Source organism: Peterkaempfera griseoplana, assembly GCF_001418575.1.
In the GTDB taxonomy this organism is placed as follows: domain Bacteria; phylum Actinomycetota; class Actinomycetes; order Streptomycetales; family Streptomycetaceae; genus Peterkaempfera; species Peterkaempfera griseoplana.
The window spans coordinates 25,438-48,774 of record NZ_LIQR01000366.1 but is presented as its reverse complement, the minus strand read 5'-3'; the positions used below and the strand labels follow the sequence as shown (position 1 = coordinate 48,774).

The window sequence follows — 23,337 nt, the reverse complement described above, 5'->3', positions numbered from 1 at the left end:
GTGCGGACCAGGGCCGGGCCAGGGGCCCGGCCCCGGCCCTGGCCCCTGGCCCGGCCCTGGTCCGCACCCTGGCCCCGGCCCGTGGCCCGAGCCCTGGAGCCATGACCGCGACCACGGCGCGACCGCACCGGAGTGACGGCGTAGCAGCCCGCAGCCGACCGCCCCGCGGTGGCCGCCACGGACCCCCGTGGCGGCCACCGCCGCGTCCGGGACCGGGAGCCGGCAGGTCGTCCCCCGTACGGCCCGCCGGACGGCCGTGACCGCCGACCGCTCAGGGCATCATCGCCGCGATCCGGGTCGTGGCCGCCGGCCACCCGGCGGTTGATCGCACCCACCCGCAGCGGGGCCCGGGCCGGGGGCGGGGACCGAGACCGGCCCCGCGACGCCCGCCGCGATCACCGACCGCGAGCGCGAGATCCTCACCCTCGTCGGTCTGGGCCGCTCCAACGCCGAGATCGCCGCGGAACTCTTCATCACGCCCGCGACCGCCAAGACCTACATCTCCCGGCTGCTCACCAAGCTGAACGCCCGGGACCGCATCCATCTGGTGATCATCGCCTACGAGTCAGGGCTCGTCGGCCGGCTCTGAGGTCCATGGGACGACGCGGTCGGCAGGATCCACCGCTGTCAACCGCCGAAGAGCCTGCGGATCCGACCGCTTAGGATGCTCGCGGAGCACCAGACGGGGACGACGGAAGCGAGGTCGGATGTCCGGCACACAGGCACACCGCCGGACCCGGCCAGGTACGCGGTGACCCGCGCCGCCGGTGCCCCCGGCCCGCAGCAGCGGTACCTCGGCGAGTTCGCGGAGTCGGCCGGCTATCTGGACTTCGCCCGCTTCGGCCCGCCGTCGAGGACGGTGCTGAAGGAGAGCGCGGACGCCCTCACCGCCGCCGCCGAGGCCGGACCGGCCACCGTGGACGAGCTGATGCGGTCCGAGGCACGCGCCCGCGCCGCGGTGGGCAGGCTCACCGGGTTCTCCGCCGGTGACGTCATCACCGTGCCCAACACCAGCACCGGCCTGCTGCAGGCGGCCTTCGCGGTGGCCCCCGGACCCGACGGGCCGGCCGAGGTGGTGGTCGGCGCCGGGGAGTTCCCCGCCAACATCTACTCCTGGGCGCGTGCCCAGGAGGCCGGCCGGGTCCGTCTCGCGCTGACCCGCATGTCCGGCGGCATGACCACCCCCGACGCGCTGCGCTCCGCACTGACCCCGCAGACCCGGGCGGTGGCGGTGAGCGCGGTGGACTTCCAGACCGGCTACCGGGCGGACCTGGCGGCACTGCGCGACGTGGCCGGGGACCGGCTGCTGGTGGTCGACGGCATCCAGGGCTTCGGCGCCGTGGAGGCGGACTGGAGCGCCGCCGACATCCTGGTCGTCGGCGGCCAGAAGTGGCTCCGCTCCGGCTGGGCCACCGGCTTCCTCGCGCTCTCGCCGCGCGCCGCCGAGCGGGTGCGGCCGCTGCTCACCGGCTGGACCGGCGTCGAGGACCCGGTCCGCTACGACGGCACCCTCCACGAGCGGGCCGGGGGCGTCGAGGACTTCTCCCTCACCAACCTCAGCCCCGTCGCCACCGCGGCCTTCGCCGGAGCGCTGGAGCTGGTGGAGTCGGTGGGCGCCGGCTGGATCGAGCGCCGGATCAGCGACCGGGTCGAGGAACTGACCGCCGCCGTGGAGTCGGTGGGCGCCACCGTGCTCTCGCCCCGCGAACCGGGGCGGCGGGCGGGGATCCTCACCTTCGCCCTGCCCGGACGCACCCCCGCGGAGATCGGTGCGGCCCTGCGTGAGCACGGCGTCAGCGCGACCGTCCATGCCCGCCAGGTGCGGCTCTCGCCGCACGCCTCGACCCGTCCCGAGGCCGCCAAGGACGTGCACACCGCCCTCACCGGGCTGCTCGCGGGGCGGTAGCCCCGGCGGTGCGGGCCCCGCCGTGAGGCCGGGGCCGGTCGGTCGGCCGTGACCGCCGGCGTCCCGCCGCGGCCGTGACCGGTGGAGGGCCGCCCGATCCGGGGACCTCCGCCTTCCCCGACGCGGATGGCTCCGGCGCCGCTCATGACTGCCCCGAGCATGACGGTCTCCGCCGTCCCCGTGCCTCCTCGACGGTGCCGACGTACGTATGGCCCGTCGCGGTGATGGCGGCGACCGGTGCGATGCCGGGGCGGGGCCACAGGCCGGAGCCGCGGACGCAGGCCGCGGACACCAGGATCACGGCGTCGTGGGGACGGATGATCGCGGTAATGACAACGGTCACCGGTGCGGTCTTTGGAGATCCGGTCGATTCGCGCTTGACTACCCGGGTGACCGCCCATGCGCACGAGCACGACCACGACCACCACGCCGCCGGGCACCGGCACGACGGCGGGCACTCCGGGCACGCCCACGGGGTCTCCGCCGACGCCGACCGCACCTGGCTGACGGTGGCGCTGGGCCTGATCACGGTCTTCATGGCGGCCGAGGTCGTGGTCGGTCTGCTGGCGCACTCACTGGCGCTGATCTCGGACGCGGCCCACATGCTCACCGACGCCGCCTCGATCCTGCTGGCCCTGGTGGCGATGCGGCTCGCGGAGCGCCCCGCGCGCGGCGGCTACACCTTCGGCCTCAAGCGGGCGGAGATCCTTTCGGCGATGGCCAACGGCACCACCCTGCTGGTGCTGTCGGTGTGGCTGGCCTACGAGGCCGTCCGCCGGCTCATCGCCCCGCCCGAGGTGTCGGGGACGCTGGTGCTGATCACCGCGCTGGCCGGGGTGGCGGTCAATCTGGCGGCCACCTGGTCGATCTCCAGGGCGAACCGGACGTCGCTCAATGTCGAGGGCGCGTACCAGCACATCCTCACGGACCTCTTCGCCTTCATCGCGACCGCCGTAGCCGGTGGCGTGATGGTGGTCACCGGCTTCGCCCGTGCGGACGCGATCGCGTCGCTGGTGGTGGTCGCCCTGATGCTCAGGGCGGGCGCCGGACTGGTACGGGACTCGGGGCGGATCTTCCTGGAGGCGGCCCCCGCCGGACTGGACCCGGACACGATCGGCGACCAGCTGGCCGCCTCGGGGGATGTCGCGGAGGTCCACGACCTGCACATCTGGCAGATCACCAGCGGCCATCCGGCACTGTCCGCCCACATCCTGGTGCCGCCCGGCGGGGACTGCCACGCTGTGCGCCGCCGTCTGCAGGGGCTGCTGCGCGACCGGTACCGGATCACCCATACCACCCTCCAGGTCGACCACGTCGGTGAGGACGGAGACGAGCAGCTGCTGCAGATCACCGCGCCGACCGGTCAGCCCGACCGGGTGTGCGGGCCGGACGAGGACACCCACGGGCCGGTGCACCGTCCGGGCCCGCACGAGCACTGAGCGGTACAGCAGCGGCGGCGCCGCCGGGTCAGGAGGCGCGGGCCAGTACGCAGTCCCCGCACAGCGGGCCGTTGCGGCCGGGGGCCGCACGGTAGATCAGACAGCAGCTGCGGCGGCGCAGACGGCCGTCGGGACCGCGGGCCGCGGTGCCGCGCAGCGACGGGTGGTCCAACAGCCCGTCCAGGACGGCGTGCAGACGGGGCGCGCAGTCCGGCCGCGCGGTGACCAGTACGGCGGTGGCGCCGGCCAGCGCGGACGCCGTGTTGCCCCAGGCGATGTGCCGGGAGACACCGTGGGGGCGCACCGCTGCGGCGAGTTCGGCGGCCGCCAGGTCGATCAGGGTGCGGCCCAGGACATGGGCGAGCGCGGCCGGTCCGCCCGGCGGCGCGGAGTCGGGTGACGCGGCCAGGGACAGCGGGAAGGTGCTGCCCGGCTGCGGCTGCCAGCGAAGATCCGCGAGCCGGACCGGCCGTACCCGTCCCTCCAGCACCGCCAGGGCCAGCACGGGCGAGGCGATCCGGGCGACCAGGCCCAGATGGACGACCGAGGCGGCGACCCGTCGTTCCACCGCCTCGGCTGGCCGGCCGCCGCCGGCGAGCAGCGCCCGTACCGTGGCCACCCGGTCGGCCGACACGGCCGGGTCCAGGCCCAGGGCGGCCATCGACTGCCACGGCGGGGCCGGCGGCAGCCCGGGATCGTGTCGTTCCAGGGCGAAGTAGGGTCCCAGCACGGCGAGTGGCTCCCGCGGCGGGGCTCCCTCCCCGTCGGCCGGCGCGCTCACGCGGCCCTCGGCCCGGGTGTGCCCGCCGGGTCGGTGCCTCCCGCTGCCGGGGGCCGGAGCGAGCGGTGCGCCCTGGGGCCGGGGACCAGCGGGAGTGCGCCCCGCAGCAGGACCTGTACCGGACCATGGACGCGCGCGTCACTGCCGGACGCCGGCAGTGCGCCCCCGTAGGCGCCGACGGCGTGACGGACGGCGGGTGCGACCAGCGCAGCGCCGAGCCGGAGGGGCGCCGCCCGGGTGCCGGGGACGGCAAGGGGAAAGGCGGCGGGCGCGGACGGACCGCTCATGCAGGAGCCCTCCCTGGAGCGTCCGGCGCACCCCCGGCGGTACGGACCGGGGTGGGCGCGGCCCGTACCGGCCGCGACTGTCCGGGAGGTTAGGGCGGTCCGCGCGAAGTCGTCAACGCCGCCCCGTGAGGCCGCGGCCGCCGTGACCGGCCGTCGCCGTGGTGCCCGCCGTCCGCGGCCGCGGCGCACGGTCGCCGCCGGTCAGACGGGATAGGGGAGGTAGCAGTCCAGCGCCGGGTGGTAGAGCACCTGCCAGGTCTCCGGGCCGATCACTCCGTCCACCTTCAGACCGTGGCAGCCCTGGATCCACTCGATCTTCTTCAGCGTCCGGGTGCCGAAGACGCCGTCGACCGTGAGCTTCGGCACTCCGCCCCACACATTGCTCAGACACTGGGCCTGCCGCACTCCGGCTCCGGTCTGGCCGAGGGAGAGCGTGGCCCGGTACGAGGTCGAGGTGTACGCACAGTCCGGCCCCGTCGGCGCCGCCTGGACGGGACTCGACAGCGCCAGCGCCCCGCAGGTCAGCAGGGCCGCGCCCAGGGCACCCAACCGCAGACGGATCATCGCAGCTCACCCTCCGGTAAGGCCGTGTGCGCCGACCGCCGGTCATGGACGCGGCGGGCCCGGTACGGACGCCACCAGTCTGCGGGGAGAGCGGGGGATCCGCATGCGGGGCGGGGGACGGCGCGCCGGTGCCATGCCGCCGACCCGCGTGGACCCGGACGTTCGTCCGCCCGCCGCGGACGCCTTCATGCGGTCCTCCGGCACCGGGGACACCCGCGGGATGTCACGGCCGTGCAGGCGCCGGCGCGTGGAGCGCCGGGCGGCCCGGCGGCGTCCTTGCGGCACTCCCGCCGACCACTCGGGCCGAGCCACTAGAATTGCTCCCTGGACCGGCGGATCGGAAGGCCGGGCCGACAGGTACGGAGAGGCGTCACCGGCCTGATGTGCAGCCGTACCCGAGGACACATATGAGCATCGAGAAGTCCATCCCCGTCGTTCAGGTCCTCAACGAGGCCGGCCGCCGGCGGACCTTCGCCGTGATCAGCCACCCGGACGCGGGCAAGTCCACCCTCACCGAGGCGCTGGCGCTCCACGCGCGGGCGATCACCTCGGCGGGCGCGGTGCACGCCAAGGGCGGCCGGCGCGGTGTGACCAGCGACTGGATGGAGCTGGAGCGCGAGCGCGGCATCTCGGTGACCTCGGCGGCGCTGCAGTTCGACCACCGCGGCCATGTGATGAACCTGGTCGACACCCCGGGCCACGCCGACTTCTCCGAGGACACCTACCGGGTGCTGGCGGCCGTCGACTGCGCGATCATGCTGGTCGACGCGGCCAAGGGCCTGGAGGAGCAGACCCGCAAGCTGTTCGCGGTCTGCCGCCACCGTGGCGTCCCGGTGATCACCTTCATCAACAAGTGGGACCGCCGCGGCCGCGAGGCGCTCACCCTGCTCGAGGACATCGAGACCCACCTGGGCATCACCCCGGTGCCGGTGGTCTGGCCCGTCGGCAACGCCGGAAACCTGCGGGGCCTGGTGCAGGCCGAGGACACCGAGCAGATGCTCCGCTACACCAAGGTGCCCGCCGGCACCCATGCGGCCCTGGAGGAGCGGCTCACCTCCGAGCAGGCCGCCGAGCAGGAGGGCGAGGCCTGGGAGACCGCGCTGGAGGAGCTGGAGCTGGTGCTGTCCTCCGGCCCCGGCTACGACCAGGAGGCCTTCGAGGCGGGCAAGATCAGCCCGGTCTTCTTCGGGGCGGCGCTGACCAACATCGGTGTGAAGCTGCTGCTGGACGCCATGGTGGACCTGGCCCCGGCCCCCGGTCCCCGTCCGCTGGCGAACGGCGGCAGCCGCGACGTCGGCGAGGACTTCTCCGGAGTGGTCTTCAAGATCCAGGCGAACATGGACCCGGCCCACCGCGACCGGATCGCCTTCGTCCGGGTCTGCTCGGGCGCCTTCGAGCGCGGGATGAACGTCACCCGCGCGGCCAGCGGCCGCTCCTTCGCCACCAAGTACGCGCACACGGTCTTCGGGGCCGAGCGCACCGTGGTCGACACCGCCTACCCCGGTGACGTGGTCGGCCTGATCAACGCGAGCGCGCTGCGGGTCGGCGACACCCTCTACACGGGCAGGAAGGCGGAGTTCCCCCCGCTGCCCGCCTTCGCCCCCGAGTACTTCGCGGTGGCCCGGCCGAAGGACATCAGCCGCTCCAAGCAGTTCCGCAAGGGTGTCTCGCAGCTGGACGAGGAGGGCGTGGTCCAGGTGCTGGTCTCCGACCGGCGCGGTGACCAGGCGCCGGTGATGGCGGCGGTCGGCCCGATGCAGTTCGACGTGGTGCTGCACCGGATGGAGCACGAGTTCTCCTCCCCGATCACGCTCGACCACCTCTCCTACCGCCTGGCCCGGGTCACCGATCCCGAGGGTGCCGCCGTACTGGCCAAGGCCCGTCTCACCGACGGCGAGGTGCTCACCCGGCGCTCGGACGACGTGCTGCTGGCCCTCTTCGCCGACAAGTGGCACCTCAACGCCTTCCAGCGGGCCAACCCCGACGTCCTGCTGCAGCCGCTGATCGCCACGGCTGACTGAGGCCGTCCGGGTCCGTCCGGCCCGGACCGGCGAGCCCGGTTCCGGTCCGGCACCGTGCCCGGCGCGGTGCCCCACCGCCCGGCCTGCTGTCCCGGTTGTCCGTCCGGCGTGACGCCGTTCCGCGGTGGGCCGCATTCCGGGCGCCCTGAGTGGCGCGCTCCGGCCGGGGCGGCAGCACCGTAAGTCCTGCCGGCCCGTCGGTGCGGAGCCCTCGGGGGCGCGGCCTCGCTCTGTGCTCACTGTCCGCCACTGAGCGGACCCGGGTGGGGCAGTCGCATACCTGCGCCGTGTGACGGTACGTCACGACATGTGCCGACACCGGCGCGTCGACGGCCACCTCGATGAACGCGGCCGCCGGATGCGGGACGGCGGCCTGCAGGCCGTCGCCGCCGCGACGCCCGCGCCGACCTCCGCCGGATCCCCGCTCGCCCGTGTGCGAGTCGTCGCTGCCCCGGGCCGTGCCTCTCCACCGGTCCGGGGCAGCGGTCTGCGGGGGGTCGCCGAGGGATGCGGTGGTGTTCAGAAATGCCATGGCCATGCAGAATTCACTGCACACATCTACCCGCATAGATGGGGATGGCCCCATCCTTGTCGAGCACCGCGCACAGCTCCTCCCCCCTGTCGACGGGAGTACTTCGCCATGCCCGCAAACGCCCTGTTCTGCGGTGCGTGCATCCCCTCGGCGCCGCCGTCCTCGCCGCCGGAACCCTGCTCGGTGGCGCAGGCCGGACCTCGAACCACTGTTTCCGGCCCCGGATGTCCATATATGTCATGGACATGACCTGAATGAGGTTCTCATGCGCTCCCTCGCTCGAATATCGACCGCCGTCCCCGCCGCCCTCACCCTGGCGGCCAGCGGACTCATCCTCGGCGTGAGCGCCGGCACCGCGCAGGCCGCGACCTGTTCGCAGTCCCGTCTGCCCCTGCCGGACCCGACGTGCACCCCGGGCGTGTACAACTCCGCCGTCACCCAGTCGACGATCAACTCCACGATCTGCGTGTCCGGCTGGACGGCGACCGTCCGCCCGCCCACCACCTACACCAACCCGCTCAAGGCCCAGGGCATCATCGACTACGGCTACGCGGACACCAACATGGCGGACTACGAGGAAGACCACTTCATCCCGCTGGAGCTCGGTGGATCCCCGCGCGACCCCGGGAACCTGTGGCCGGAGCCGTACTCGGGCACGCAGACCGCCCACACCAAGGACGGCGTCGAGACGAAGCTCAAGAACGCGGTCTGCGACGGCCGGATCACCCTGTCCGCCGCGCGTACCGCCATGAAGAACAACTGGACCACGGCTCTGAGCGTCACCGGCATCGGCTGACGGCGGCGCGGCCGGTGGCGTCCGGCGCCGGGCGGCACCGGCCGGCGGGCGTTCGGCGCGAGGACCGGGTCTCGGCCGAAGGCCGATCTGCTGCTCCACCTGGCGGAACTGACGCCGTGACAGCCTCCGCGGAGCCCACGGCCGGGAAGCGATCGCGACACGGCCGCGGGCCGCCGGGCAGTGGCCGACGGTCCGCCGCGGGCCCGCCTACCGGCGGTTCCCGATGGCGAACGACAGGTCCTGCGAGAAGAAGGACGCCATGTCTCCGGTACCCACCGAGAGCCCCGCGTCGGCGTGGGTCACATCGCCGGGCGCGCCGGCGGCGACGGCCAGCCGCAGCCGGTACACGGCCGTGGCGCCGGGGGCCAGCGGACCTTCAGCGGGTTCGGCCAGCACCGCGAACATGCCGGGGTCGCACCCGTCGGGGGTGAGCGCGATCCGCTTCCAGCCGTGGCCCGCCCGGTACTGCTGGAGCACCAGGTCTGCGGGCCGCAGTACGTTCCGGTTCTGGCCGTAGGCGTTGAAGACGCCGGTCAGCCCCGGATACGCCCGGTCGGTGGTGTTGTGCACCGTGACCGTGAACGCGGTGGGCGCACCGCCGCGCAGCAGTGTGGCGCCCCGCCGCCAGCCGGCCACCGAGACCGCCGGACGGGTCGCCGCGGCGGTGCGGACCGGTGCGCGATAGGTGTGGCCTCGGCCGTCGGCCACCGAGGCGGCGACCTTCAGTGTGCCGGGACGGTCCAGGTCCTGGAGCCGCAGAGCGACGGTGTAGGGATGGGCCGCACTTGCTGCGGCGGTCACCGGGAAGCTGAAGTCGGCATGCGCCGGAAGACCGCCCCCGTCGGAGCGGACGGCCAGATCGACCCAGCTGCGGCTGGAGGGCACATAGCGCTGGAGAGCCAGTGAGTCGGTGCTGAATCCGGTGGTCGTCACATCGAGGTGCACAGTGCCCTTGGAGACGGGAGCGCGCAGCGTCACCGCCGAGGTGGTCCAGAGGCCGATCGGGGCCTGGGCGGGCATCCGGTAGGAGATCTGCTGCGCCGCGTTCCCGGCCGGGGCCTGCGCCCGTCCGTCGGCGGGTCCCGTGGTGGCGGCGGCACGACGTACGGGGTGCGCCGCCGCGCCGCACGCGGGGGCGGAGCCGGTGTGCGCCCTCGGCGGGGCCGGGGTGACGGGCGCTGCCGCAGCCGATCCACCCACCAGGGTGAGTGCTGCGGACAGGGCCAGTGCGGAGCCCGCGGCCACGCGCCGCACCGCCTGCTTCTGGTCAGCGGAAGTCATGACATTCCCCCAAGGTCGGTTCGATGTACTGGAGGGCGTTTGTGTCCCACTACGTCCCTGATCTGAAGGGACCGCTGCCAGGAGGATGCGGTTCCACGACACGCCGGTGCCTTCTCCCGGGCGAGGGAGCCGGATGCGGGCATGGGGTCGGGCAGCCCGCACCGGACCGGCCGTCCAGGGGAGCCGGGCCCGGTCCGGCTGGACCTGCGGGGGACTTCGGCCGCGTGCAGCAGGTCCCTCCCGGTCCCCGGCCGGTGGCCGGGGACCGGGCCCGGGGGAGGCCCACTGCTCCCCTCCATGGGAGCACCCGTCGCCGAGGGGCGGCAACTTCTCCGTCCGCCCGGCGAGTCGCGGTATGCGCCGCGACGCCGAGGTCGCCCGGACGTGTGGGCCGCCCGTACGGCGGGAGGCGGCTCACCGCCCGCCCGGGCCCGCGCCGGGGCGTCGTGAGGAGGGCCAAGTCGGGCCCGTCGTCGCAGGGTTGAGGGGTTCCGGAGATCCGTCCGGCGACGGCACGTCGAGCGGACGGTCAGGTGCGCATATACGTGCCTCAGCCACCAAAGGTGTTGTGTGACCATAAGTCTGACGGTTCGTCGGATACGGCTTGGGAGCCGCGAGCGTCTCATCCGCAAGGCGGAGACCGTACGGCGACCCTCATGCGGCAGGGGCATCACAGCTCGGCCCGGTGGCGGATGCCGCGTACCGGGACGACTGCCAGATTGGCCGTATGCACGACATCGCACAGGGACGGGGCACGTCCCCGCGGACCCGGTGGCAACCGCCGCCGGGCCGGACCCGGCAAGCCGTGGCAGGCTGGGCGTTGCTGCACGGCGGATTCGCGCTCGTCTGCGCGCTCACCGGGGTGCCACTCCTCTACCGGGCCACCGAGCCCGGACCCGTCGGCCTGGACTGGCTGGTCGTGGCCGTGGCCTCATGCGCGGCGGCCACCGTCGCGGCCGAGGCCTGGAAGGGAGCCCGGCCGGGGACGCGGCTGCTGCTCCGGACGGCCTGCGCCCTCTCCGCAGTCTCCGCGTTCGGCCTGCTGATGGACATGATCACACTGGCCGTCAGCCAGCGCGTCGACAGTGCGGTGGCCGCCGTCAACCATGCCCTCGGGATGCTGGGGGTGGTCGTGCTCGGTGCCGCGTCCCGTTCCGGCGCCTCCCGCGGCCCGACTGCCGACCGGGGATCCTCCGTGGCCCCCCGCCGCATCCGGCTGGCCGCCTACCTGGGAACGGCGGCCTTCGTCCCCTATGCGGCGATGAAGGCGACCTGGGCGCTCGGCGGCACCTTCGCCGGGCTCGACGGCGCGCAGGTGCTCGCGATCTCCCGGCGCAACGGGGCCTCCGGACTGTGGCTCACCCTGGAGTCCAAGGGGCTGGACGCCACCGCGCTGCTCGCGGTGCTGGGCGTGCTGCTGCTCTTCGGGCTCACCCGCCCGTGGGGCCTGACCTTCCCGCGGTGGACCCCCGTCCTGCACGGCAGGCGGGTGCCGCGCTGGCTTCCCCTCGCTCCCGCGCTGGTCGGCGCCGCCACCCTCGCACCCTACGGAGTGATCGGCGCCGGCTACCTCGCCCTCGGCTCCGCCGGCGTGCTGACCGTCCCCCGCGGTGACTTCCCCACGGAGTCGGACACCCTGCTGGTCAGCTGGATCGGGATCGGCGCCTTCGCCGTCTACGGCGTCGCACTGCTCCTCGCAGCCCGGTCCTACTGGCTCCGGACCCGCCCGGCCGCCGTCTGACGGGCCCGACGGGGCCGGTGCGGCCCTCGGCGGGGTGCGGCGGAGCCGCCGTACCCGGGGACGGGGAGCCACCGAGCGCCGAGGGGTGGCCGACTGACGGACCACCACGCCCCGGCGGACGGGGATGTGGCACCATGCCGCCGTGATCACCCGCGGCCCCGGCCGGCGGACCGGCCCGGCCGGCAACGGAACGGTACGGGAAGCAGGAAGAGGCAGGAGAAGATGCCCCCCACCAGCGATGACCGCCGGGCCGCCGAGGACTACCGGGCGGCCCGTGAGATACCGCGCGACGGTCTTGAGGCGTGGCGTGCGGCGTTGGCCGAGGTGCCCGCCTTCGCGCCCGGGGCGACCGTCCTCGACGTGGGCGCCGGGACGGGCGGGTTCGCCGCCGCGTTCCGGGACTGGTTCGGCGTCCGGGTGCTCGCGGTCGAACCGGCCGAGGCGATGCGGGCGCTGATCCCCGCGGCCGACGGCATCGAGGCGCTCGACGGGCGCGCCGACGCGCTGCCGGTGCCCGACGGCTGCGCCGACGCCGCCTGGCTGGGCTCGGTCCTGCACCACATCGGCGACATCGGGGCCGCCGCCCGCGAACTGCGCCGTGCGCTCGGACCGGGGGCGCCGGTCCTCATCCGCAACGCCTTCCCCGGCCGCTGCGACCGCGACCTGAGGGTGCGCTTCTTCCCCGGGACGGCGCGGATCGTCGACAGCTACCCCACCGTCGAGCAGGTCTGCCAGGACTTCGCGACGGCGGGCTTCACCAGGGTGTCGCTGCGCTCACTGCCACAGCGGAGCGCACCCACCCTGGCGGCCTTCGCCGCCTCGCTGCGCCGTGACACCGACTCAAAGCTCCGGGCGCTGCCCGACGCCGAGTTCGAGGAGGGCATGGCCCGCCTCAGGGCAGCCGCGGCCGCCGATCCGGACGCCGCCGCGACCAGTTGGATGGACCTTCTGGTCCTTGCCTGAACCTGCTGGTGGATCAGTTGGGCCCGGGCGCGGTGAACGGCCGTGCCGGGCGCGTACCGTTGCGGTGACCGGCCCCGCGAGTGCGGAGGCCGCGCAGTCGAGGGGGACCGGAGGCGGATGCGAGACATGTCGGTGCCATGGGACGGGGGCGGACTGCCGCCGGCGGCCGCGGAGCGGATGGCCGAGGTCCGCGGCAGCGGGACCTGGTCGTCGGCGCTGTCGACCGGTGAGTTCGCCGCGCTCCGCTCGGTGGGCTTCGAACCGGTGGGTCAGGTGATGGGCTCGACCGTCCACCACATCGGCCGCAGCGGCCGGTACTGGGGCTACCACGACTGCCTCTACCAGGGTGCCGGCTTCGCCTTCGCCAAGTCCCACGCCCCCGTCGCCCTGTCCGGCCGCGGCGCCCCCTCGGCCGGGCTGGTCCAGGTCTTCGACCAGGCGCGCCGCACCGCGCTCGGCCGGATGACCGCCGAGTGCGCGGCGCTGGGCGGCGACGGGGTGGTGGCGGCGCAGCTCACCATGGCCCCGTTCCCGGCGCAGCCGAACTGCCTGGAGTTCAAGGTCATCGGCACCGCGGTACGGGCGCGCGGCGAGGTGCGGCCACGGCAGCCGTTCACCTGCCATCTGGACGGCCAGGGGTTCGCCAAACTGGTGGCTGCGGGCTGGGTGCCCGTGGAGCTGCTGGTGGGGATGTCCGTCGGGGTGCGCCACGACGACTTCACGACCCGGTCGCTGTCCAACTCCTTCTCCTTCCGCAACGCCGAGGTCACCGGATGGAGCGAACTGGTCCACGAGGTCCGCTCGGACGCCCGGCACCAGCTGCACGTCCAGGGGCTCGGCCGGGGCGGCGACGGCGTCGTCCTCGCCTCCGGCGGTATGCGGGTCTGGCGGGAGCCCTGCATCCGGGCGAACTCGGGAGGAGGCTCCGACCAGGAGGACCACCTGGTCGAGGCGACCATGGTGGGGACGGCGATCGCCCGGTTCCGGACAGGTGCCCCACCGCAGCGGACACTGACCGTGCTGCCGCTGGGACGCCGGGGGGAGCGGCTGCGCGCCAGGCTGGACGCGGTCGCGTCCACCCCCTACGGGGACCCCGCCGAGTACCGCCGCCTGCTCAGGGAGCTCCAGGAGGAGGCCGGTCAGGGATGACCTCCACCGGGGTGTGCGGAAGCGGCGGCCCGCCGGAGACGGCGGCAGGAGAGCCAGTGAGCGGTGAGCAGATGCCGGTGACCAGGGGAGCGAGATGACCAGTACCGACCCGAACACCCAGGGGATTCCCGCCGATGCCATGCGGCGGCTGGCGGAGCTGGAGCCGGGCAAACCCGGTTCGATCTTCACCAGCGACCTCTCGGTCAATGAGTTCCTGCTCGTCCGGGAGGCGGGGTTCAAGCCCATCGGCCTGGTACTGGGCAGCTCCATCTACCACGTCGGCATCCAGATCGGCCGCTGGGGCAAGAACCAGGAGCTGGAGACGCTCAGCCAGGCCATGTACCACGCCCGCGAGCTTGCGATGACCCGGATGGAGGCGGAGGCGGCCCAGCTGGGAGCCGACGGCATCGTGGGTGTGCGGCTCAGCGTGGAGGCCCGCGAGTTCGGCAACGACATCGCGGAGTTCATCGCGATCGGCACCGCCGTGAAGGCCGACCAGCCGGCCCCCGGGGGCACCGGCTGGCGCAACAACAAGGGCCTGCCCTTCACCTCCGACCTCTCCGGTCAGGACTTCTGGACGCTCATCCGGGCCGGCTATGCCCCGCTCGGCATGGTCATGGGCACCTGCGTCTACCACATCGCCCACCAGCGGATGGGCGCGGTGTTCTCCAACTTCGGCAAGAACGTGGAGATCGAGCAGTTCACCCAGGCGCTCTACGACGCCAGGGAACTGGCCATGGCCAGGATGCAGGCCGAGGCCGAGCAACTGGACGCCGAAGGCATCGTGGGTGTGCAGCTGAACGCCCACAACCACCGCTGGGGCGGCCACACCACCGAGTTCTTCTCGATCGGCACGGCCGTGCGGCCGCTCCGCGAGGACCACGAGATCGAACGCCCCACCATGGTGCTCAGCCTGGACGGCTGAAAAGCTGGTGACGACCGCCGGCCGCACCCGCGGCCGGGCCAGAACGAGCAAGTCAGCGCAGGGAGCGCCATGAGTGACCGTGAGCCGTCGCCGGACGCAGCGGGGCAGCAGGAGGGCCCGGACGGACTGCCCGCACCGCTCGCCGGCGGCGGAGAGCCGGACAGCTGGGCCGGCTCGATCGACATGCTGGCGGCGACGCTGCGCCGGGACGCCGCGGACCTGGAGATGTACGCCCAGGTGCTCACCGGCTCGCTGGCCGAGGCGCTGCCGCCGGGGTCGGTCGCGCTGGAGCGCCGCCGCAGCATGGGCGACCGGCTGGCCGGCCGGGAGGGCAGGATCGAGAAGGTCGAGGTCTCGCTGGACGACCGGAGGCTGATCCTCACCCTCGCGCAGGGGCGCCCCGCGGGCGAGGTGGCCACGGTGGTGCGCGGCGTCGTCCTCTCCCGCAAACCGGTGCCGCTGGACACCTGGGCACAGGAGTTGGCCGCCGCGGTGGCGGTCCGCGCCCGCTCCGACGCACGGGCCAGGGCGGCCCTGGAGAAACTCCTGCTGGGCGGCTGATCCGCCGCAGCGCAGCCCGGGCGGGACGGGGGTCGTCCGTACCGCAGTGGGCCGCGGCCGCTCCCGACGCGGCCGCGACCCGGTGTGACGCCGTCGGGACGGTCCGTCCGGTCCACGGACGACCGCCTCGACGACGGCGGCAGCGGCGCCGTCCGGGTGCTGACGTATGGTCAGTTTCCTGCTCACGGTCACTGACGACCCGAACGGTTCTCCCGCGGTGCGGTGGACGGCTCCGGGCTGAGTCCGGCCTGGCCGGCGACATCCCGGAGTCGGGCCGGATGCCGGGACCGGATCCCGTTCCGCGCCCGGCCCACTCGCATTCGGCAACGGTGATGTCCGCTTTCAAGGCTATCCCCGGCCGCGAGAGGCGGGCAACACGCCGGTGACGGTGCCGGTGCCGCAGCCGCAGCCGTCGTCGCCGGCCTGGCGGACGGGACATGCCGTCAGCTGTGGTCGGCCGCCGGGCGATCACCGGAGGTCGGGGGCTGATCGCCGTCCGTGGTGGCCCTGTGGCCGTTCGTGGCGGTTCGTCACGGCCCGTTGGGGGACGGTCCCGGTGGTGCGGCACCCGCGGAGTCGGCGGAGGCGGCCCCATGGTCCGGTCGGGCGGGCAACCGGTGCGCCTGCGGGGTGGTCGCTCCCCGGGGACCCGCCGCATCATCTCCGGTCCGTCCGGGCACTCACCGGTCCGGTCCGTCCGGGCACTCACCGGTCCGGTCCGTTCGGGCACTCACCGGGTGGCCGCAGGGCACCGGCCGCGGCGGTGCCGACGGCTGCGAGCCCGGCCTCCTCGCCCTGGCGCCCGCCCCCTGCGGGCTGCGCCCGGCCCGCTGCCGCAGCCAGCCGTCCCGGGCTCCGGCTCCGCCGGTGGACTGGGCCGCCTGGCCCTGGCGGTTTTGCGTGGGACACCGCGGGCTCCCCATCATTCCGGGATGGCGGCGCGTCCCGTTCGGGGCGAAGCTCTTCCCCGGCAGGGCGTGCCCCTACCCGGCCCGGAATAAAGGCTGAATAAAATTTTACGGCTTTCACCGGGAATCGCGGTGAAAGGGTGAAGTCTGATTGAAGGAGGTGGGCCCGTTGGTAAGCATCTGGTTGTCCCTCCCGTTCCGGAAAGGCAGAAACTCACATGGGCAATCGTTTTATCCGTGCACTCGCGCTCGGCGTGGCGACCACCGCCCTCGCCGGCGGCGCCGCCCTCACCTCGGCCACGGCCGCCTCGGCGTCCCCCACCCCCACGGCGGCCGCGGCGCATCCCGGCTTCGGCCACTCGAAGCCCAAGTGCCAGGTGCGCGCGGGCTACTGGAGCAGGACCTGGCACCGTGGCTACTCGGACAAGCGCCACCGCTGGCACGCCGGCTACTGGACCAGGACCTGGCACGGAAGCACCCGGCACTGCTACCGATAACAAACGCCCGGTCGAACACCATGGAAAGGCCCCGGTATTCCGGGGCCTTTCCCCTCCGCTTTCCGAGCCGCGGTGCCGCGGCGCCGTGCGGTCGGGCGGCCGGGCGGTCATTTTTCCCTGTACGTCGGGGGCCTGCCCCGACTTCCGGCCGGAGTATGCCGCGGCCCTGTGATGGAATTCCCGCCCCGGGCCCGTGACGGCCGCGAGGGGTCGACCGGTGCGGGGCGGAAAGGCCGGTCGTCCGGTCCCGTGGGCCGAGTACGGCGCGGATCCGGTGGCGGAGCGGAGCGGGGCGGGCTATCGCCGGCCGGAACGGCCGTCGCGCCAGTCGCGCACAACCTGGTCGGCATCGAGGGGAACCAGGTTGAGCGGCGGACCGGAGAGCGGTCGCCCGCTCGCCTCCCTGATCCTCCCGTTGATGTCCGCCACGATCCGCCGGACCTCGCTCTCCGACCCGGCCCGCAGTGCCACCGCCAGCGCATCCTCGACCTGCTTGCGCAGGACGAGGGTCTCCGGCAGCCAGGACAGGTGCTCGCGGCGCATCTTCTGCCTGACCCACCACAGCTCGTCATAGGGTTCGGCCAACTCGGCCAGGGGCTGGCCGGCGCCCGGCAGATCGTCGAACTCGCCACGCTCCGTCGCTTCGCGAATCTGCCTGTCCACCCATGTCTCGAAGTCGACACCAGGAGGTTTTCGCTCGGTCATGCCCTGATTGTTCCCCGGGCCGGCCGCATCCGGAACACAGCCGGGCGCCACATCCGGCCGCTGACGCGGACCGGCGGCCGGTACGCCGTCCGTGCGGACGAGGATCAGCGGGCTCGATGACCCCGCCGTCCCTGGCGGCCGTCATCCGGGTCCCGTTCTCCGTCGGCCGGAAGATCCACCGAGGAATCCGGCCGCGGCCCCCGCGGTCGAGCCCGCCGTGGACCTGCTCGGTCGTGGACCTGCGTGCCGGACAGGCCGGAGCCGCTGCGGCTCCAGCCGGACCCGTAGCGGCCACGACCCGACCAAGCGGCCTTCCGGGCCTGGCGACCCGGAAGGCCGGCCCGCCGGGGACCGCCCCCGGCGGCGCCGGGTCAGCGGCCGGGGAAGGTGTAGCTGTAACCGGCGGCGTCCAGACGGTCGAGGAGCACCGAGAGCGCCTGGACGGTCTGCTGCCGGGGGCCGCCGCCGTCGTGCATCAGGATGATGCCGCCGGGGCGCAGCTCGGTGTTGACGTTGTCGAGGATGGCGGCGACGCCGGGGCGCTTCCAGTCCTCGGTGTCCACGGTCCAGGCCAGCGGACGCATGCCGTGCCCTGCGGCGGTCTGCCGGATCGACGGCGAGAAGTCGCCGCCGGGGGCGCGGTAGTACCACAGACGGGCCGTGGAGCCCGCGGCCGCCGCGATGTCGTGCTGGGCGTCCACGATCTCGTGCCGGTTGTAGGCGGCGGACTTGTGGCTCTGCTGCTCGTCGTGGTGGACGGAGTGGTCGCAGAGCGCGTCCCCGGCGGCGACGATGTCGCGGACCAGCTCCGGGTGGGCGGCCGCATTGGGACCTATCTCACAGAAGGTGGCCTTGGCGTGGTGCCGGGCGAGCACGTCCAGGATCTGCGGAGTCCAGCGCGGGTCCGGCCCGTCGTCGAAGGTGAGGGCGACCGACCTGCCCGGCGCCGCGGTGCTGTGCTGCAGCAGGGCCGAGACGGCGCCGGTGCGTACCGCGAGGGTGTGGCCGCCTTCGCGGGAGGCCGCCGAGGGGTGCGGGGCGGGCCTGGTGTGGACGGGGCGCTCGGAGGGCGTGGAGGTCCGGGCCGGCGCAGTGGGCCGCTCGCTCCGCACCGACCGCGCATGCGACGGCGACGGCGGCGGCGGCGACGACTTGGGCTGGGCCTTCGACGGCGACGCGGCCGGGGACGAGGGCGCGGCGGAGGGCGTACGCGGAGCGGGGTGCAGCACATCGGCCTGGGGGGTGTGCCTGGGGCTTGCCACGGCGGAGGCGCGGGGACCCGCTGCCGCCTTGGAGTCGTGTGTCCCGGCCCCGCAGGCGGAGAGTCCGAGGGTGGCGGCCCCGCAGGCGACGGCGGCAGCGGCGATCTTCGTGGTGGTACGCAAGAAGGAGCCTCTCGACGTGGTGGTGCGGCCTCGCGATTGGTACGGGCGAGGATGGGCAGGAAGTCAGGGGAGCGGGTGAGGCGGGTGGGCGCGGTGGCGCCGCCCGGCGGTTCCCGGGCAGACCCGCGGGGAAGGACCGCTCAGGCCCGGTCCCGGCACATGGCGGGCGAGGCACGCCAGGGCCGTCTGCGGCGAAGGCGCCGGCATCCGATCGGGCTGGGGATGTACGGGATCACAGACAGTGGGGAGTCCTCCGACAGCGACGACACGGCGCGGGACTGGGCCACGCACTCGGCAACAGGCCGCCCTGCGCACGTACCGGGTGTCCGTGGCCGGGCCTGACCTCCCCCTGCTCTCAAGTGTGCACGGCGCGCCGGGAAACAGATCGAGGCCGCCGGACCCGCCGTCTCGGGCCGGGCGCCATGGTGTTACCATGCGGCCGCCACCCGGCCGTGGGGGTGGGGCGGCGCCCGAGGTTTCAGAGGTCGACGGTCGTGCCCAGGCCGTGAGCGCGCGCGAAGCCGTGGACGACCGATGCGGCCGCGACATCCAGCGCCGCATGGCCGGTCGACTTGAAGACGGTCAGCTCCCCGGGCTGCCGGCGGCCGGGGTGCCGGCCGTCGAGCACCGAGCCCAGCAGGGTGACGCGATCGGGGGCCACGCCCTGGAGCTCATGGGCACCGGCGGGCGGTACGGAGGCGGCAGCGCCGGCCCACTCGGCGAAGAGGGAGCCGCTGCGGATGGTCTCCGGGTCGAGTTCCGGCCCCTCCGATCCGCCCACGGAGCTGATGTGCGCCCCCTCGGCCGGCCAGTGCCGCCGGATCACGGGCTCGGCCGCGCCGGTACAGCAGAAGACCACGTCGGCGCCCCGTACCGCGGCCTCCACGGTGTCCGCCGAGGCGGTGGGGTGCCCGGCCGCGGTCCGCCGGGCGCGCTCCGGGCTCCGGCCGCCGACGACCACGGCGGCACCGGGGGCGACGACCGCGAGCAGGGCGACCTGGGCGCGGGCCTGCGCCCCCGTCCCGACCACGGCGATCCGGGCCGGGTGCGGGCCCGCCAGCGCCTGCATGCTCAGAGTCGCGACGGCGGCGGTGCGTACGGCGCTGATCGACTCCGCGTCCATCAGCGCCAGCGGCCGGCCGTCGTGCTCGTCGAAGAGGGCCACCACACCGCGGTGCTCGCTCCCGCCCGGCCGGCCCGGAGCGGCGAACACCGAGACCAGCTTGGCCGCCAGCCCGAGCCCGGGGACATGGGCGGGCATCGCCCCCAGCAGCCCGGCGGGCGTCCGCGCCGCGATCCTGGGCGGAGCCGACGCCTCGCCGCGGGCGATCGCCACCAGTGCCGTGGCGACGGCGGCCATCACCCGGGCCGGGTCGAGCGCGGCGCGGGTCTGCGACCGGTCGAGTACCAGGACGCCGCTCACCGGGAGCCCTCCGGAGGGAGGGGGTGGGCAGCTTCCGGGTCCGCGCCGGCCGGGTCGTCGGACCGCTGCTCCGCCGCCGGGGGCTGCGGGCCGGCGGTGTCCGAGGAGAGGACGGTCAGGGTGCGCTGCAGTTCGGCGGTGGCCTCGTGCAGTGCCGCGATCACCTCGGTGAGCAGCGGCTCCTCGAACTCCGTGTCGGGGCCCACCACGGTGAGCGCACAGATCGGCGCGCCCTTGGCGGTCGTCACCGCGCGGCTGACCGAGGCGACCAGTTTCTCGTTGCGCCCGCGCTCCAGGGCGTACCCGGCACGCTCCGCCTGCGCGATGTCAGCGGCCAGGCGGTCGTCGTCGGCCGACGTACGGCCTGCCTCCTCGGCCTGCCGCAGATAGGGGCGGCGTGCCTCGGGCGGGAGCGTCGCGACCAGCGCGAGCGGGCCGGCGAACCTGTGCACCGGCAGCGTGCTGTCGCGCAGGTCGGAGATCATCTCCAGTCTGGCCGGGCGGATGGCGTCGATCACCCGGGACCGGTCGGACTCCAGCACCTGGAGGTTGACCATCATGCCGGTGCGGGCGGACAGGGTCTCCAGTACGGGGCGGGAGACCGCGGCGAGCGAGCGGGTGGCCGAGGCGTGGGAGAGCTGCAGGGCGACGGTGCCGGGCAGGTAGTGGTCGCCCGCGCGCAGCACCCAGCCGCGGCGCACCAGGTCGAGCAGCACCCGGTAGGCGGTGGCGCGGTGCAGGCCGACCTCCTCGGCGAGCTCGCTGAGGCGTATGGGGCGGTCCGACCGGGCGACGGCCTCGATCAGGTCCAGCGCCTTGTCCACGGCGGAACTGGAGGACCGGGGCATGGTTCATCGCTCCTCTCGGGTGCGGGCGGGGCTCATGTAGAGTAGCGCGAGTTTCATTCCACGAAACGCCTGTTACGTGGACTGTAACAGCGAAGAAGGCCGCCAGGCGCCGGAACGAGTCGTTCACCGTCACCAGGAAGACCGTCACCAGGAAGAGGTGGAACCGATGGGCCACGAGGCCGCCGGAGCGCCCGCTCCCCACGCCGCGCCGGAGAAGGGGACGACCGTCGTGTACCGCGGCGCGACCCTGGTCGACGGGACCGGCGGACCCGCCCGGCCGTCCATGACGATCGCCGTCGACGGCGCCCGCATCGTGCTGGTCGCCCCGGACGGAGAGATCCCCGGCACCCTCCTGGACGGTGCGGAGACCGTCGACCTCCGGGGCCGCTTCGTCATCCCCGGCCTGATCGACTCCCACCAGCACATCGCCACGCCGCCGAACCGCGCGCCGGCCGAGGAGACGCTGCGTCGCCAGGTGTACGGCGGTGTCACCGCCATCCGCGACATGGCGGACGACCTGCGGCAGGTGGGCGACCTCGCCCGGGCCACCCTCGTCGGTGAGATCCCCGGCCCCGACATCCACTACGCCGCCCTGATGGCCGGCCCCGGCTTCTTCGACGACCCGCGCACCTGGCAGGTGTCGCAGGGCGAGACGCCGGGCGCCGTCCCCTGGATGCAGGCGGTCACCGAGGAGACCGACCTGCCGCTGGCCGTGGCGATGGCCAGGGGCACCCACGCCCGGGCGATCAAGATCTATGCGGACCTCCCGGCGTCGCTGGTCGCCGCGATCACCGCGGAGGCGCATCGGCAGGGCATCGCCGTCTGGGCGCACGGCACCGTCTTCCCGAGCCGGCCCTCCGAGGTGGTCGCGGCCGGAGTCGACTCGGTCTCGCACATCACCCTGCTCGCCTACGAGGGCGGCGCCGAACCGCTGAACGGCTACAAGGACAAGCCCGCGATCGAGTACGACCGCTTCGCCGCCGGTGACGACCCCGCGCTCCAGGCGCTCTTCGAGCGGATGCTGGAGCACCGCACCGTCCTCGACGCCACCGCGGGCCTGTGGGAGTGGATCGGGGCGGAGGCGGAGGACGACGGCGAACGGGCCAGGGCGCGCGCCAACTCCGCACTGGCGGCCCGGCTCACCGCCCACGCCCACCGGGCCGGGGTCCCGATCTCCACGGGAACCGACTACGAGACCGAGCCGCACCACCCGTTTCCGGCGCTCCACGACGAGATGGCCTTCCTGGCGGAGCACTGCGGAATGTCCACCGCGGAGGTGATCCGCTCCGCCACCCTGGTCGGAGCCATGAGCCTCGGCGCCGAGACCGACATGGGCACCGTGGAGAGCGGAAAGCTCGCCAACTTCGTGGTGCTGGCCGAGGATCCCCTGGCGGACCTGGCCCATCTGCGCAGCATCGTCCTCACGGTCAAGCGCGGCCGCGGCTTCGAACGGACCGACTACCGCCCCGCCGGCGAACCGGCCGGGGCCGAGCCGAAGGGATGTGCCGGCTGATGGCCACCGCACACGACTACGTGGTCGTCAACGCGCTGGGAGCGCTCGACAACCCCAACGCCCCGCACTCGGTCGCGGCGGCCGGGAAGCTCAACCAGTCCAGCGACGACCTGACCATCGACGCCCGCACCCTCGCGGACGCCCACGCCTCGGGCCTCACCGCGGTCAACATCACCCTCGGCTACACCCTGGGCGACATGCCGCCGTACGAGCACACCCTGCACGAGATCGAGGTCTGGGACGCCATTATCCGGGACCACCCGGACGACCTGGTCAAGGTGCGCACCGTGGCCGACGTCCACGACGCCCGCCGGGAGCGCAGGATCGGGGTGATCTACGGCTTCCAGAACGCCGTGGCCATCGGTGACGACCTCGGCAGGATCGAGACCTTCGACCGGCTCGGCGTGCGGGTCGTCCAACTCACCTACAACCAGGCCAACCACATCGGCGACGGCTCCATGGCGCCGGAGAACCGCGGCCTGACCCCCTTCGGCCGGGAGGTGGTCGAGGGCCTCAACGACAGCCGGATCATGGTCGACCTGTCACACAGCGGTGAGCGCACCTGCCTGGAGGCCGCCGCGATCTCCCGGCAGCCGGTCTCGATCAACCACACCGGCTGCCGCGCCCTCACCGACCTGCCGCGCAACAAGACGGACGAGGAGCTGCGGCTGGTGGCGTCCCGGGGCGGCTTCGTGGGCATCTACTTCATGCCCTTCCTCAACGCCTCCGGCCATGCGAGCGCGCAGGACGTGGTCGAGCACATCGACCATGCCGTGAACGTCTGCGGTGAGGACCACGTCGGCATCGGCACCGACGGCACGATCACCTCCATCGACGACCTGGACGCCTACCGGGCGCAGCTCGCCGAGCATGTCGCCCTGCGCGCGGCGGCAGGTGTCGGGGCGGCGGGGGAGCGCAGCGACACCTTCCCCTTCGTCGTCGACCTGAGGGGTGTCGACCAGTTCCACGATCTGGTCCGGCTGCTGGAACTGCGGGGCTACCGCTCGGAGCGGATCGAGAAGATCCTCGGCCGGAACTTCCTGGACTACGCGGAGCGGGTCTGGGCTGCCTGAGCCCCACCGGACACCCGGGGCCACCCCTCGCGTCCCGGG

21 protein-coding genes and 1 pseudogene are annotated in these 23,337 nt (G+C 73.9%); 13 read left to right on the top strand and 9 right to left on the bottom strand.

What is annotated here, in order from left to right:
• Positions 1-388: 388 nt before the first annotated feature.
• Positions 389-589, top strand: a pseudogene (locus AOK09_RS39445) (response regulator transcription factor); the annotation flags it as partial.
• Between the two features lie 162 nt (positions 590-751).
• Complete coding sequence (locus AOK09_RS25950; protein ID WP_055589661.1) at positions 752-1,906, top strand: aminotransferase class V-fold PLP-dependent enzyme; 1,155 nt, start codon at positions 752-754, stop codon at positions 1,904-1,906.
• Between the two features lie 142 nt (positions 1,907-2,048).
• On the opposite strand, the gene AOK09_RS40435 is transcribed toward AOK09_RS25950, so the two are convergent.
• Entirely contained in the window at positions 2,049-2,249 is a 201-nt protein-coding gene (locus AOK09_RS40435; RefSeq protein WP_157876040.1) for a hypothetical protein, read from the bottom strand.
• Positions 2,250-2,295: 46 nt separating this feature from the next.
• On the opposite strand from AOK09_RS40435, the gene AOK09_RS25945 reads away from it, so the two are divergent.
• Entirely contained in the window at positions 2,296-3,345 is a 1,050-nt protein-coding gene (locus AOK09_RS25945) for a cation diffusion facilitator family transporter (RefSeq protein WP_055589660.1), read from the top strand.
• A 28-nt stretch (positions 3,346-3,373) separates the two neighbouring features.
• Here the strand turns inward: AOK09_RS25945 and AOK09_RS25940 are convergent, their stop codons facing one another.
• The 3 genes from AOK09_RS25940 to AOK09_RS25930 all read right to left on the bottom strand — a co-directional run bounded on the left by AOK09_RS25940 (position 3,374) and on the right by AOK09_RS25930 (position 4,977).
• Positions 3,374-4,075, bottom strand: coding sequence for a (2Fe-2S)-binding protein (locus AOK09_RS25940; RefSeq protein ID WP_055589659.1), 702 nt, complete (start codon positions 4,073-4,075; stop codon positions 3,374-3,376).
• Between the two features lie 47 nt (positions 4,076-4,122).
• A complete protein-coding gene (locus AOK09_RS25935) occupies positions 4,123-4,413 on the bottom strand; it encodes a hypothetical protein (protein ID WP_055589658.1) in 291 nt (96 codons plus the stop codon).
• Positions 4,414-4,614: 201 nt separating this feature from the next.
• Positions 4,615-4,977, bottom strand: a complete 363-nt coding sequence (locus tag AOK09_RS25930) for a peptidoglycan-binding domain-containing protein (protein WP_055589657.1) — start codon at positions 4,975-4,977, stop codon at positions 4,615-4,617.
• Between the two features lie 407 nt (positions 4,978-5,384).
• Between AOK09_RS25930 and AOK09_RS25925 the strand changes: the two genes are divergently transcribed.
• Positions 5,385-6,998: a peptide chain release factor 3 gene (locus tag AOK09_RS25925; protein ID WP_055589656.1), complete on the top strand. Its 1,614-nt coding sequence runs from the start codon at positions 5,385-5,387 to the stop codon at positions 6,996-6,998.
• Between the two features lie 797 nt (positions 6,999-7,795).
• Positions 7,796-8,326: a hypothetical protein gene (locus AOK09_RS25920; RefSeq protein ID WP_055589655.1), complete on the top strand. Its 531-nt coding sequence runs from the start codon at positions 7,796-7,798 to the stop codon at positions 8,324-8,326.
• A 207-nt stretch (positions 8,327-8,533) separates the two neighbouring features.
• Here the strand turns inward: AOK09_RS25920 and AOK09_RS25915 are convergent, their stop codons facing one another.
• A complete protein-coding gene (locus AOK09_RS25915; RefSeq protein ID WP_055589654.1) occupies positions 8,534-9,607 on the bottom strand; it encodes a hypothetical protein in 1,074 nt (357 codons plus the stop codon).
• 805 nt (positions 9,608-10,412) lie between these two features.
• Here AOK09_RS25915 and AOK09_RS42475 point away from each other — a divergent pair.
• The 6 genes from AOK09_RS42475 to AOK09_RS25885 all read left to right on the top strand — a co-directional run bounded on the left by AOK09_RS42475 (position 10,413) and on the right by AOK09_RS25885 (position 16,351).
• Positions 10,413-11,348 carry a hypothetical protein gene (locus AOK09_RS42475; RefSeq protein WP_245687481.1) on the top strand — a complete coding sequence of 312 codons (936 nt, stop codon included), beginning with the start codon at positions 10,413-10,415 and terminating at the stop codon, positions 11,346-11,348.
• Between the two features lie 222 nt (positions 11,349-11,570).
• Positions 11,571-12,311 (top strand): class I SAM-dependent methyltransferase, encoded by a 741-nt coding sequence (locus AOK09_RS25905; protein WP_055589653.1) that lies wholly within the window; start codon positions 11,571-11,573, stop codon positions 12,309-12,311.
• A 126-nt stretch (positions 12,312-12,437) separates the two neighbouring features.
• Positions 12,438-13,460: a heavy metal-binding domain-containing protein gene (locus AOK09_RS25900; protein WP_055589652.1), complete on the top strand. Its 1,023-nt coding sequence runs from the start codon at positions 12,438-12,440 to the stop codon at positions 13,458-13,460.
• Between the two features lie 94 nt (positions 13,461-13,554).
• Positions 13,555-14,385, top strand: coding sequence for a heavy metal-binding domain-containing protein (locus AOK09_RS25895; RefSeq protein ID WP_217698484.1), 831 nt, complete (start codon positions 13,555-13,557; stop codon positions 14,383-14,385).
• Positions 14,386-14,454: 69 nt separating this feature from the next.
• Positions 14,455-14,946: a hypothetical protein gene (locus AOK09_RS25890; RefSeq protein ID WP_079063432.1), complete on the top strand. Its 492-nt coding sequence runs from the start codon at positions 14,455-14,457 to the stop codon at positions 14,944-14,946.
• Between the two features lie 1,126 nt (positions 14,947-16,072).
• The gene (locus AOK09_RS25885; RefSeq protein ID WP_055589651.1) at positions 16,073-16,351 is read left to right on the top strand and encodes a hypothetical protein; all 279 of its coding nucleotides are present in this window, start codon (positions 16,073-16,075) and stop codon (positions 16,349-16,351) included.
• Positions 16,352-16,648: 297 nt separating this feature from the next.
• On the opposite strand, the gene AOK09_RS25880 is transcribed toward AOK09_RS25885, so the two are convergent.
• From AOK09_RS25880 to AOK09_RS25865, 4 genes are all read right to left on the bottom strand, one after another.
• The gene (locus tag AOK09_RS25880; protein ID WP_055589650.1) at positions 16,649-17,056 is read right to left on the bottom strand and encodes a DnaJ family domain-containing protein; all 408 of its coding nucleotides are present in this window, start codon (positions 17,054-17,056) and stop codon (positions 16,649-16,651) included.
• 371 nt (positions 17,057-17,427) lie between these two features.
• Positions 17,428-18,441, bottom strand: a complete 1,014-nt coding sequence (locus tag AOK09_RS25875; RefSeq protein ID WP_245687480.1) for a polysaccharide deacetylase family protein — start codon at positions 18,439-18,441, stop codon at positions 17,428-17,430.
• A 478-nt stretch (positions 18,442-18,919) separates the two neighbouring features.
• Entirely contained in the window at positions 18,920-19,864 is a 945-nt protein-coding gene (locus AOK09_RS25870; protein ID WP_055589649.1) for an ornithine cyclodeaminase family protein, read from the bottom strand.
• Positions 19,861-20,712 (bottom strand): IclR family transcriptional regulator, encoded by an 852-nt coding sequence (locus AOK09_RS25865; RefSeq protein ID WP_063796072.1) that lies wholly within the window; start codon positions 20,710-20,712, stop codon positions 19,861-19,863. Before AOK09_RS25865 ends, AOK09_RS25870 begins: the two co-directional genes overlap by 4 nt.
• A 166-nt stretch (positions 20,713-20,878) precedes the next feature.
• Here AOK09_RS25865 and AOK09_RS25860 point away from each other — a divergent pair, with 166 nt between their 5' ends.
• The gene (locus tag AOK09_RS25860; protein ID WP_055589648.1) at positions 20,879-22,225 is read left to right on the top strand and encodes an amidohydrolase family protein; all 1,347 of its coding nucleotides are present in this window, start codon (positions 20,879-20,881) and stop codon (positions 22,223-22,225) included.
• A complete protein-coding gene (locus AOK09_RS25855; RefSeq protein WP_055589647.1) occupies positions 22,225-23,298 on the top strand; it encodes a dipeptidase in 1,074 nt (357 codons plus the stop codon). Before AOK09_RS25860 ends, AOK09_RS25855 begins: the two co-directional genes overlap by 1 nt.
• The last annotated feature ends 39 nt before the right edge of the window (positions 23,299-23,337 follow it).